This is a genomic window from Bacillus sp. MMSF_3353 (genome assembly GCF_030733445.1).
Taxonomy (GTDB): Bacteria; Bacillota; Bacilli; order Bacillales; family Bacillaceae_G; genus Bacillus_A; species Bacillus_A wiedmannii.
On sequence record NZ_JASHJA010000007.1, the window covers coordinates 32,989 to 45,957 of the forward strand.

Annotated in this window: 10 protein-coding genes; 3 read left to right on the forward strand and 7 right to left on the reverse strand. The window is 36.3% G+C overall.

Annotated features, from left to right (window positions below):
- Nucleotides 1-42 precede the first annotated feature (42 nt).
- Both entB and RBB48_RS16920 read right to left on the reverse strand, forming a co-directional pair.
- Nucleotides 43-1,617 (reverse strand): cell wall-binding protein EntB, encoded by a 1,575-nt coding sequence (gene entB, locus RBB48_RS16915; RefSeq protein ID WP_306007870.1) that lies wholly within the window; start codon nt 1,615-1,617, stop codon nt 43-45.
- A 334-nt stretch (nt 1,618-1,951) separates the two neighbouring features.
- Nucleotides 1,952-2,443, reverse strand: a complete 492-nt coding sequence (locus RBB48_RS16920; protein ID WP_075307578.1) for a nitroreductase — start codon at nt 2,441-2,443, stop codon at nt 1,952-1,954.
- 179 nt (nt 2,444-2,622) lie between these two features.
- Between RBB48_RS16920 and RBB48_RS16925 the strand changes: the two genes are divergently transcribed.
- Both RBB48_RS16925 and RBB48_RS16930 read left to right on the forward strand, forming a co-directional pair.
- Nucleotides 2,623-3,003 carry a VOC family protein gene (locus RBB48_RS16925; RefSeq protein ID WP_060487169.1) on the forward strand — a complete coding sequence of 127 codons (381 nt, stop codon included), beginning with the start codon at nt 2,623-2,625 and terminating at the stop codon, nt 3,001-3,003.
- A 23-nt stretch (nt 3,004-3,026) separates the two neighbouring features.
- Entirely contained in the window at nt 3,027-3,527 is a 501-nt protein-coding gene (locus tag RBB48_RS16930; RefSeq protein ID WP_371878385.1) for a GNAT family N-acetyltransferase, read from the forward strand.
- Between the two features lie 139 nt (nt 3,528-3,666).
- Here the strand turns inward: RBB48_RS16930 and RBB48_RS16935 are convergent, their stop codons facing one another.
- From RBB48_RS16935 to RBB48_RS16955, 5 genes are all read right to left on the reverse strand, one after another.
- Nucleotides 3,667-5,103: a GntP family permease gene (locus RBB48_RS16935; RefSeq protein ID WP_088063786.1), complete on the reverse strand. Its 1,437-nt coding sequence runs from the start codon at nt 5,101-5,103 to the stop codon at nt 3,667-3,669.
- A gap of 121 nt (nt 5,104-5,224) precedes the next feature.
- Complete coding sequence (locus tag RBB48_RS16940) at nt 5,225-6,016, reverse strand: enoyl-CoA hydratase (RefSeq protein ID WP_088063787.1); 792 nt, start codon at nt 6,014-6,016, stop codon at nt 5,225-5,227.
- 44 nt (nt 6,017-6,060) lie between these two features.
- Nucleotides 6,061-7,665 (reverse strand): ATP-dependent acyl-CoA ligase, encoded by a 1,605-nt coding sequence (locus RBB48_RS16945; protein ID WP_088063788.1) that lies wholly within the window; start codon nt 7,663-7,665, stop codon nt 6,061-6,063.
- A gap of 241 nt (nt 7,666-7,906) precedes the next feature.
- Entirely contained in the window at nt 7,907-9,646 is a 1,740-nt protein-coding gene (locus RBB48_RS16950; RefSeq protein WP_088609156.1) for a sigma 54-interacting transcriptional regulator, read from the reverse strand.
- A gap of 359 nt (nt 9,647-10,005) precedes the next feature.
- Entirely contained in the window at nt 10,006-11,052 is a 1,047-nt protein-coding gene (locus RBB48_RS16955) for a DUF2332 domain-containing protein (RefSeq protein ID WP_306007871.1), read from the reverse strand.
- Nucleotides 11,053-11,432: 380 nt separating this feature from the next.
- Here RBB48_RS16955 and RBB48_RS16960 point away from each other — a divergent pair, with 380 nt between their 5' ends.
- Complete coding sequence (locus RBB48_RS16960) at nt 11,433-12,935, forward strand: malate:quinone oxidoreductase (RefSeq protein WP_000069156.1); 1,503 nt, start codon at nt 11,433-11,435, stop codon at nt 12,933-12,935.
- Nucleotides 12,936-12,969: the final 34 nt, after the last annotated feature.

Genomic DNA, 12,969 nt, shown 5'->3' on the forward strand with positions numbered 1-12,969 from the left:
CTCAATAAAGAGAACTGACTTCTATCTAGATAACTTTATTTATTAAAGGATTTTAACTTTAACAGTTTGTCTTCCCCAATTCATAGCTTTACTTTTTGAGCCCATTAAAACATCAATACGATTTCCTTTAATAGCACTTCCAGTATCACCAGCAATTGCTTCGCCATAACCTTCTACCCATACTTTAGATCCTAATGGGATTACTTTCGGATCTACTGCGATAATTCTCATATTCGGATTAGCCGTTAAATCATGCCCCATCGCAGTTAAAACACGTCCACCATATGTACCATTTTCACTTGGATCAGCAGTATATGCTGTCGCAACTACCGTTAATTCACGTTTAGCAGACTGTATGTTATTTTTAGACTCTTCTCTTGCTTTTGCTTCTTCCTTAGCCTTTGCTATTTCTCTTGCTTTCTCTTCTTCTTTTGCTTTTGCTATTTCCTTTGCTTTCTCTTCTTCTTTAGCCTTTGCTATTTCCCTTGCTTTCTCTTCTTCTTTAGCCTTTGCTATTTCCCTTGCTTTCTCTTCTTCTTTAGCCTTTGCTATTTCTCTTGCTTTCTCTTCTTCTTTAGCCTTTGCTATTTCCCTTGCTTCGGCCTCTTCCTTAGCTTTTGCTTCTTCTTGGGTTTTCACGTCTTCTTTAGGCTTTACTATTTCTTGTACTTTCGTTTCTTCCTTAGGCTTTACTACTTCTTGTACTTTCACTTCTTCTTTTGGCTTTACTACTTCTTGTACTTTCACTTCTTCTTTAGGCTTTACTACTTCTTGTACTTTCACTTCTTCTTTTGGCTTTACTACTTCTTGTACTTTCACTTCTTCTTTTGGCTTTACTACTTCTTGTACTTTCGCTTCTTCTTTTGGCTTTACTACTTCTTGTACTTTCGCTTCTTCTTTTGGCTTTACTACTTCTTGTACTTTCACTTCTTCTTTTGGCTTTACTACTTCTTGTACCTTCACTTCTTCCTTAGGCTTTACTACTTCTTGTATTTTCACTTCTTCCTTAGGCTTTACTACTTCTTGTACTTTCACTTCTTCCTTAGGCTTTGTTACTTTTTGTACTTTCGCTTCTTCCTTAGGCTTTGCTATCTTTTGTGCTTTAACTTCATCCTTAGCTTTAGCTGTTTTGTATACTTTCGCTACTTGCTTCGTTTTCTCTTTAGCTGTTTTTTCAACTGGTGCTGTACTTGATAGGAAAGAAACATTAACATAAGCTGTTTTTCCTTTATACTCAAATTGTAACCAACCGTCTTTTACTTGATGCGTTGATTCAATTACATCATTTGTTTTTAGTCTACCAAGTATTTCTGATTCTGTACTTGCATCAGAACGGACATTTAACAAATTCGCTGTTACATAATACACATCTTTTGTAAACTCCGCACTTACAAACACTTCTTTACCATTTAAATCAATTTTGGACCATCCTTCTTCCGTATGTATAACCTTTAACTTTTCTCCTTCTTTTACTTTTTTGACAACTTTTGATTCAGTAGTCGGTTTTTCACGTACGTTGAGTACATCTGCTGTTACGATTGTTTCTGCGGTAGCAGTTGTAGTAAATGCTCCCAATCCAAAAACAGTTGCTGTTGCTGCGCCAATTATTTTTTTCATATTAGCCTCCATTATTTTTTTGAATTCTATCAAATACTTCCATAAAATTAGGAAAGCATTTGTAACAGTATATTAATACGACTTAATATACTGCTATTAAAAATCCTTACTCCAATACTATCAAATTCTCATTTTTAATTCTATATATTATAAAGTGAAACTTTAATCATTGGGGGTTTTGTTCATCCCCCAATGATTATTAGTTGAACCAATCGGACGTTTACGGACAGTTGATCTCCCACCTAACTTCTTTGCTCCAACTGAATTTTGAGGTGGGAGTTTTACTGTCCGTTAACGCGGGATAAATCTCACTATCTTCTATAAACTCTTCATACTAAATAGTTGTCACAATTCCTGCCAAAAACAAACTTACGATTGCTAAAAATTTTGTGCCGACTATAGCCCCTCTTAAATGAAACTTATAATCTTTATATCCCTTCATGCCTTCTGTACTAGGAATAACAACAAATCTTGGGGTAATCCAGCAAAAGATTAGCCAATCAATTATAAACAAATCTACTAAATTGAAAATCATTAAAATACCAAAAGTATGTAAATAGGCATCAACATATAATAATTTTTCATGTTTATGTAGTATATATGTAGAAACGACAGGCGTACCGAAAAGAATAGCATTATATGCAATATTAAAGTAGATTGTTTGCTTTTTTTCATGAATCGATTTTGGAAAAACTACCTTTTGAATATCTTTCGGATATTCAGTTAACGAAAGACGAGGATTATAATATAAAGATCCTAAAATCATTACAGATAGTACAATAGACATAATGACACCAACGTACATCATTTGCTCAAATGGATTCATATGCTTCATTCACCTTTTTCTTTAATTACTATGCTTCTCCTTTACTTAATTACATATTGTATGCTCACAAATAACCAAAAATTAATAACACCTTTAACACCCAATCAAAATTCTTGCAATGCAAAAACAATTTTTATAAAGTGAAAGCCAAATTAGTTAAGTAAGGATTGGTGAAAACTATGAAAATAGAACATATTGCAATATGGGTAAATGATTTAGAATTAATGCGTTCTTTTTATACAAAGTACTTTAATGGTAAAGCGAACTCTTTATATCATAATAAAGCAAAACAATTTGAATCTTATTTTATTACGTTCGAATCTGGTGCAAGACTTGAAATTATGCGTAAAAAAGGTATAGAAAAAGAGCCGAACCCCAACATAACTGGCTATGCTCATATGGCTTTCTCTGTCGGTAGTGAAGAACGTGTAAATGAATTAACTACAACATTAAAAAATGATGGTTATCCTTTATTAAATGGACCACGTTTCACTGGAGATGGCTATTACGAAAGTGTGATAAGCGATCCTGAAGGTAATCAAATTGAAATTACGATTTAATTTATCTTTTTTCTGAAGAACAAATGAAAATTAGTTTGGAGGAATATTATACAAAAGCTAAATTTGAAGAAACAGATTTTAATTTATATTTCCAACTCGTATTCAATAAAGAAGTAATGGCGCAAATTACCGAACGCGCTATTCCGTTAGATGAAGCGAAAAATGACTTTACAAGGCTGGTAAAGCGCAATGAAAATCATCAACTATTCGGCTCTTATAAAGTATATGATTCTATTACAAATGAGTATATCAATCTTGGACATGTTACGGTAAACGAGGATAATGTTAAAGAGGCTGATATTGGTTATATGCTTTTGCCAGAGCACTGGGGAAAAAGGTATAGTAGTAGGATTGCAAAGGAACTAATGAATATAGCGAAGCAGACAGATATAAAGGTACTAAAAGCAATTATTGATCCAAATAATATCCCCTCTCGCAAAATTTTAATAAACGTCGGTTTTACCTCTGAAAAAGTTTGTGAGATTGATGGATTGCCTAGGGAGGTTTTGAGTATATATATTTAACTAAATAAAAGGCAATACTACTAGTAGTATTGCCTTTTTCTCTTAGCCATCATTTCATGGAATGACGGCTTTTTCTGATTACTATTATTCATAATTAATTGATAGATACATTCTTTTTAACTGACGATCAAGTTACCTATTATACAATAGAAAACATCATATACACTCCAACAACGAAGAATACGGCAAGGGTCTTAATTATCGTAATACCAAATATCTCTTTATAAGCTTCCCGGTGCGTTAATCCTGTAACCGCAAGTAAAGTTATAACTGCTCCGTTATGAGGTAAAGTATCCATCCCTCCTGCCGCCATTGCAATTACACGATGCAGCACATCTAACGGAATATCAAAGTTCGCTGCCGCTTCAATATATTTTTCAGCCATTAAACCTAATGTAATACTCATTCCACCCGAGCCTGATCCCGTCAGCCCGCATAATATATTCGTCATGACCGCTCCGCTAATTAATGGATTTGAGAAAGTCCCCGTTAAATAGTTTTGAATCATGACAAATCCAGGTAAAGCTGCTATAACGGCACCAAATCCATACTCGGCTGCAGTGTTCATAGCTGCTAAGATTGAACCACTCACACCAACGCTTGTAATTGATTGAAAATGATCTTTTACCGCTTGGAAGTTTAATAATATAGCAGATAATATTCCGATAAGAAGTGCCATTTCCACTGACCAAATCCCCACAACTTGTCCCATATCAATTGTTCCGTACTCCTTCAAACCTATGGATGCAAAATCAAATCCCTTTGTATACCAAACAGGAATGAATGCTGTAAAGACTTTATTCATCACTCCAACCAGTACAAGCGGAAGAAATGCTATCCAGTAACTAATTGGAATTACATCGCCCGAAGCAATCGGATTTTGCACCAATTGCGCGCTAGTTGTAGCAGCCATCTCAGAAGTAGCATCGCCTTTTCCGAAGTACCCCTCCCCCTTAGCAGCAGCCTTCTTCCTACATCTTTCCAAATACAACATACCACATATGAAGATAAACAGTGCTCCTATAATTCCTAATGTAGGAGCGGCATAAATATCTGTTTTAAAGAACGTAGTTGGAATAACATTTTGAATTTGAGGGGATCCAGGAAGTGAATCCATCGAAAACGTAAATGCGCTGAATGCGATTGTTGCAGGAATGAGACGTTTCGGAATATCCGCCTCACGAAATAATTGCGCTGCAAATGGATAAATCGCAAATACTGCGACAAATAAACTGACACCACTGTATGTAAGAATCGCTCCCATTAATACGATGGAAAGAATTGCTCTTTTCACGCCTATAAAGCGGATAATAATTTTCGCGATTTTTTCTGCTATTCCAGTGATTTCTACCACTTTACCAAATATCGCTCCAAGCAAAAAGACAGGAAAATATAATTTTATAAATCCGACCATCTTCGCCATAAAAACATTAGAAAAGAATGGTAAAACATTTGCCGGTTCTGTTAAAAACACAGCGAGCAACGCACATAACGGAGCGAATAAAATGACTGAGAATCCTCGGTAAGCAACAAAAATAAGCAAGCCAAGCGCTAACAATACAATCAATAAATCCATAACCCCAATCCCCCTCAATAATATGGATTTTTTAACTTTGTATCCTTTTCTGTTTGTATATATTTTGGTAATGCCTGCCGGAGGCAGGCATTACTTTTTTGCATATTATAGTTATAGCTTTTTATTTATGATGAAAGATTGGTGCCCTCTTTTCTATAAAGGCCTCCACTCCCTCTCTTACATCACTTGTTTGAAACACATGTCCGAAATTCTCAGCTTCTATTTTTAATCCTTCCTCAAGAGAAGCAGATAATCCCTTATTGATAGATTGCTTCATCAAGGATAAAGCAGGAAGAGAAAACCGAGCCATCTTCACAGCTAGTTCCTTCGCCTTATTCAGCGATTCGCCACGCGGAACAACATGATTCACCAAACCAACTCGCCAAGCTACTTCGGCAGTGAGTGGTTCACCAGTAAACATCATTTCTTTCGCACTTGCAGTTCCAATTAATCGCGGTAAACGTTGCGTTCCTCCTGCACCTGGAAACAAACCTAACTTCACTTCTGGAAGCCCGATTTGGGCGTGTTCTTCTATAATCCGTAAATCACATGATAAAGCTAATTCACACCCGCCCCCAAGCGCTAATCCGTTAATAGCAGCAATTACAGGCTTGGGCAATCTTTCTATTTTATTTAACGGATTCTGAAGCCACATTGATTTTCCCTCTGCATATTCACTCCCTTTTCCAATCCATTCCGGAAACGACTTAATGTCTCCTCCTGCAACGAAAGCCTTTTCTCCAGCTCCAGTTAGAAGTACAACAATTACTTCATCATCCTGTTCTATTTCACCGACTACTACCGTCAGTTGATCTATCACAACACTGCTCAGTACATTCACAGGAGGATTATCAATGATAATCGTTGCGACTCCATTTTCTTTGGACCATGTAACAACCCGCTTATTTTCCAATTCAATCCCTTCTTTCTAATATGTAATAAAGTAAAATCAGCACATCAACTCGTTCTTTTAATTACATAACCGGCCTGTTCGCGATCCCAAGCGCTACCAATCCCTTCCTCCTTCAGCTTGAACTTTTGGATCCGTTCCGTCGCTGTTTTTGGGAAGGTTTCACTGAACTGAACATATCGAGGTACCATAAAATAAGCCATACGTTCTTGACACCAATCTATAATCTCTTCATGGGACATCGTTTCATCTTTCTTTACAATCACATATAATTTAACATCCTCCTCTCCCACTTCTGATGGGACACCGATGGCCGCCGATTCAAGTACTTTCGGGTGATTATTCACAACTTTTTCGATTTCCCAAGAGGAGATATTTTCACCACGTCTTCGGATACACTGTTTAATTCGATCACAAAAATATAAGTAACCCTCCTCATCTAGATAACCTCGATCTCCTGTATGGAACCATCCCTCCTTCATTGCCTCCTCTGTTTTATCAAACATTTTATAATAACCTTCCATGAATGCTTGTCTCTGTAAGGAACGAATAAAAATCTCTCCAATTTCACCAGTCCGTGCTTCATTTCCATCCTCATTAACAATCTTCGTCTCTACGTAAGAATATGGTTTTCCTATAGAAGGTGGCTTATTGGCATACAATGGATTCGTTACACAAAAACCCGTTGTTTCCGTTAATCCGTAACCTTCTACAATCCGAACGCCAAACCTCTCCTCAAACGGCTTCCAAAATTCCTTAGGCGTAGCAGCACAAGCTGTCACCCTTACTAAATTTTCATTATCATCTTCCTTTTCCGGCTGCTTACAGAGAATAGGAATCATAGATCCTAAAGAATTAAAAATGGTTGCGCCATGACTGCGAATTTCATACCAAAATCTAGAAGCACTAAACCGCTTACCTAGAGCAATCGTAGCATTGGAAGAAATGGATCCAAGTACTGTATGGGCCTGGGCGTTTATATGAAATAACGGAAGCGCTGTAAATAAGACATCTTTTGAACTTGCGCCAACCATATAGTTGGCAAATGACTGCGCAGAATTTACATAAGCAGAATGACTTAACATAACCCCTTTAGGTAAACCAGTCGTCCCAGAGGTATAGAGGATACTGTTAATAGAAGTGGAGGAAACAAATGCAGTTGGAAGGTGATGATTATTTGTATTTAGTACATCTTTCAATTCGATTACTAACCACTCTTTGCCATCACCTGCAATGACTACGCTTTCATTTTTTCCGTAAGCAACAATTTGAATGTCCCTATGTATAAATGACAAACAAGAGGCAATTTGAGGAACAAATTCCTTATCAACGATAATTAACTTACAATCAGAGTGAGATATAATATACTGCAAGCCTTCTCCTTTTAAATGCACATTCAGAGGCACCGCAATTGCTCCCATAAAAGATAAAGCAAACCATACATCCAGATATTCAGGAGTGTTATGAAGCATAATACAAACTTTGTCTCCTTTTTGAATACCGAGCTCACAAAACCCCGCTATAGCTCTTGTAATTCGATGATAAAGTTCCTCATATGTAACCCTTTGTTCTTCAAATTGTAAATATACTTTACTTGGTGTTTTTTCGATACTTTGCATAATAAAATGCGGTAAGCTATGATTTTCTAGCATTTAATTCCATCCCCTTCCTACTAAAATCTTTTTTTATTTATATAGCAAGAAACATGCCAAAAATCGACTCATTACCTATTCCCTTATTCCTTCGTAATCTCCCTTACTTTTCTAACCTCACATGTCGCATTTGCGCTACAAACATTAGCAACCATGTCGCATCTATAAGAAAATGTCGCAAAAAAGAGACAGTGTTTATTACTACAAACAAAAAAAGGGCCTATTTGCCCTTTACTTTCCTTCACGATATTTCGTATTTCTCTATTTTTCGATATAAGCTGGCCCGATGAATTCCTAAAAGCTCGGCTGCCTCTTTTACATTTCCAACTGTTTTTTCCAAAGCTCTCGTAATCGCACGTTTTTCAGCGGATTCCACTTCCGCCTTCAGTAAATAACTCATCTCATGGTTCTCATGGCCCATCGTAAATATTTCATGGATTAACTCTTCTTCCAAATCTTTTTTTCGTAAATAGGCAGGAAGATGATGCACTTGAATAATCATTCCTTCTATAACATTCATCGCTCGTTCTAATACATTCTCTAGCTCCCTAATATTCCCTGGCCAATCATGCTCCATAAATAAATCTCTTACTCTCTCATCCAATGAAATAACGTTACTACCTAGCTCACCATTCAATTTCTTAATTAAAAATTCCGTTATATGTATCATATCTTCTTTTCTCTCTCGCAACGGAGGGATATCAATTTCAAACACATTCAGCCTATAATATAAATCCTCCCTGAACTCCCCACTTTGCACCATTTCACGGAGATTTCGATGTGTAGCCGCAATGAAACGGACATCAATCTTTTGAATTTTTGTACCTCCAATTCTTTCAATCTCTTTCTCTTGCAATACACGAAGCAACTTCACCTGCATGTCCAATGACATATCACCAATTTCATCTAAAAACAATGTTCCCTTATGAGCTAACTCAATCTTCCCAGGCTTACCGCCTTTTTTTGCTCCTGTAAAAGCCCCTTCTTCGTATCCAAACAATTCAGCCTCCAAAAGATCCCTCGGAATCGCAGCACAATTCAAGCGAATAAATGTGCCACTAGCACGCGGACTTGCACGATGTACCGCATGTGCAAAGAGCTCTTTTCCTGTACCACTTTCTCCTCTTATCAAAACGGTAGACCGACTTTTAGAAACCTTTAAAGCCATCATTTTGACTTCTTTCATTTTTGCACTCTCTCCTATAATGCTTTGAAAGGAAAGTCGCCTTTCTTGCAGCCGCTGTAATTCAGTTTGATAGTAAGATAACTTTGATTCCATTTCACTAATTTGATCTCCCAAAGCTTTAAACTGCTGTATATCATGAAACATAATTTTACCAATTGCTCCAATAATCTTGCCTTCCTTGATGATAGGTATGCGCGTTGCGATTATATTCCGATTACTTATACGCTGGATATGCCCAATTTCCATCTGTCCCGTCTTTACGATAATATGCATCCTCGTATTCTCAACAACCTCCGTACAATGCTTACCAATCGCTTCCTTCGGATCATCAATCCCTAAAAATTGTGCATAAGAACCACTTAAAAAATTGACAATTCCTTGTTCATTTACCCCTAGAATGCATTCAGACAGTAAATTTAGGGCACTTTCATATCGACTTATGATGCTTTCCAAAGACTGTATACTTTTCCCCTTACTTTCCAGAATGGCAATTGATCCGTATTCTGTCTCATTCCGATATACATGGGATTCATTCACAATTAAAACTTGGTTGCCACTCCTACATTCATACCTGTACAAACTATCCTTTTGATTCACTACTAACTTTTTACGATCAGGAATAATCGTTGATATATGCTCACCTATTATTTCATTTTCTTTTTTCTGTAGCATGCTACAGAATAGTTTGTTGCTATATGTGATGATTCCATCATGACTTATAACAGCAATTCCGTTATTCATTACCTGAAGAGCCTGACTAGTTACCTGCAAATTCATTCGTTCGTCCATATGCATTTGAAAGCCCCCTATCCAATTGCGCTCGTTCTCGCATGTATTATATATTCATTTTAAATATTTACTTTCCCCTGGTTTTTCCATTTGAAGTTATAAATTATTAAACTAGTAATATAGCCCATTAACCAGTGGCTTCTTTTTTTGGCACTAGCAAGAGTTTTATAATCTACTTTCTTTAGCTTCTTTTGAGAGAAGATTATTTCATGGGCTATTTGCAACATGCAGCAGGGACATGTTTAACACTTAATTGGATACATAAAGCAAGTTTAATAAAAATAAAAAACAGTTGACGGATTACCTTCTGTCAACTGTTTTTATTACGAATATTGGTGACGAAACCCATAATTGTTAGGTTTCCTTTAGCATAAAGTTCGGTCTCCAATTTTCCAGCTAAACCATCTCCCATGCCCTTCGGTTTCTCCAACCGTTTCACGATATTCGTTTCCGTTAATATAATAATCAATATGAAGGTCCCGGTCCCACATGTTGTTATATAGGTGGAATACATCACGTTTTGCACCGATTTCTTGGATTTGTTTTTCTAACTTACGTTTTACTTGTTCAGGTATTTGATTTGCGACGTGTGTATGGAAAATACAGATTATAGCATCTTTACTTATTTGTTCGATGATAGATGGCAATAGCTCCACACCGTCTCCTTCTATTAATTGAACAGATTCAGTCTTCACTAAAGATGCTGCTTGGTCAAACATTTCAAGTCTTTCTTTATGCTCTGGCCAAATGAGTGCACGTAGCCACAAATAATCTTCATTACTATGTAAATCATTTACATGTAAATCTAGTCCTATTCTTTCTGCGACAGATGGACTTTCTTTTAGAAAATGAGGCACATTCTCTCCTCTTATTTCAGAAGTTACATGCACATTCGAGTTTATATTTCCGTATGTTACATCTGTTCCATACGAATAGCTATATTGATCCCAGAACAGTTGTAATCCAGAACTTGTCCCAATTTCAATTAACGCTAATTGTTTTTTCACTTTATTAAATATGTAACAAAAACTTGGGTATAAGTACGCACATCGCCTTACTTCATTCGTTTGAACGAGTTTCGTTTGTAATAAGGTAATGATTTCTTCTCGATACGTTTTACAGAAATCTTTAAAATAATCAAAAGCTTGATTTAAATCCGTATTAGCATTTTCAACTAAGCTACTGTAATACATTTTTAAATGATGTTCTTTCCCTGATAGCAATAAATAATGTACAGCACCTAATAATAAGTTTGGAATTGGTTGGCCTACTTGAGCGTAGGAAGATAGTGTAAGTACTTCCTCATCTTCAGCAATTTTTATTGATAAGTATTCATATAAATCACTTGACCCTTTACATTCCTTTATTGAAAAATTTCGAAATAAGTTTGCGATTTGTTCTTGTGTACCCATTGGTATCCCTCCTTTTCATTTTACAGAATAACCATACTATTATCAGAGGTAAAATTCCATAAAAAGGTATCCTTTCTACCCATTCTACGATACGTAAGCTTTTTCGGGATAATTTCAAACTGTAATTTTTTTCTATTTATCACCTTAAAAGAGCTTGTTAAATAAGATTTTTGGCGAATAAAACGTTAAATAGTTTAAAATTATCAGATAACACTAGATATTTTAGTCTATTAATTATTATAATAGAGTATGAGATGGTTATACAATTGAGACAAAAAAGGTAAATACCTAGGTGGGGCCTAGGCGGTGTTTCTCTTTTACGGCTTAGACATAGAAAACACCTACTCTTTTTTGCCAATATAGGGGATGGAGAGATTATCATGAGCAACATGCAGCAAAAAACAGACGTTATCTTAATTGGTGCAGGAATTATGAGTGCAACGTTAGGCTCATTACTAAAAGAATTAGCACCTGAATGGGAAATTAAAGTTTTTGAAAAACTCGCAAGTGCCGGGGAAGAAAGCTCTAATGAATGGAATAATGCAGGTACAGGGCATTCTGCGCTATGCGAACTGAACTATACTTCCGAAAAATCTGACGGATCTATAGATATTAGTAAGGCTGTAAAAGTGAATGAGCAATTCCAGCTTTCAAGACAATTTTGGGCATATCTTGTAAAAAGTAAATTAATTCGTAATCCACAAGATTTCATTATGCCTCTACCTCATATGAGTTTAGTACAAGGTGAAAAAAATGTTGAGTTTCTAAAAAACCGTTTTGAAGCGCTTTCAAAAAATCCACTGTTTCAAGGTATGGAATTTTCCGATGCTCCTGAAACATTAAAAAAATGGCTTCCACTCATTATGGAAGGACGTACACCTAACGAACCAATGGCTGCAACGAAGATTGATTCTGGAACAGATGTTAACTTCGGTGCATTAACACGTATGTTGTTTGATTACTTACAAACGAAAAATGTCGAGCTAAACTACAAACATAGTGTCGAAAATATTAAACGCACAAAGAATGGTTTGTGGGAAGTAAAAGTACACGATATGAATAGTGGTAAAATTGAGCATCACACTGCAAAATTCGTCTTTATCGGCGGCGGTGGCGGTAGTCTACCTCTACTACAAAAGACTGGTATCCCTGAATCAAAACATATTGGTGGATTCCCTGTAAGTGGACTATTTATGGTATGTAAAAACCAAAAAGTTGTCGAGCAACATCATGCGAAAGTATATGGTAAAGCTAAAGTTGGCGCTCCGCCAATGTCTGTACCTCACCTTGATACGAGATATATAGACAATAAAAAAGCTTTACTATTTGGACCGTTCGCAGGGTTCTCTCCTAAGTTCTTAAAAACTGGCTCAAACCTTGACTTAATTGGTTCTGTAAAACCAAATAACGTCTTAACGATGTTAGCTGCTGGTGTAAAAGAAATGGGATTAACAAAATACTTAATTCAGCAAGTTATGTTATCTCACGAAAAACGTATGGAAGAATTACGCGAATTCATTCCGAACGCGAAAAGTGAAGATTGGGATATTGTAGTTGCTGGGCAACGTGTACAAGTAATTAAAGATACTGATGCTGGCGGTAAAGGTACACTTCAATTCGGTACTGAAGTTGTTAGTGCAGCTGACGGCTCAATCGCTGCATTACTAGGTGCTTCACCAGGTGCCTCTACTGCCGTTCACGTCATGCTTGAAGTATTAGAAAAATGTTTCCCGAGCCGCATGGTAGAATGGGAAGAAAAAATAAAAGAAATGATTCCTTCTTATGGCATTTCACTAACTGAAAATCCAAGATTGTTCCAAGACCTTCACACTTCTACAGGTCGTACGCTTGGATTAAATGAAAAAGAAACGGTTCATAATTAAAGAAGTTATTAAAAAACGTCCGATTTATTCGGAC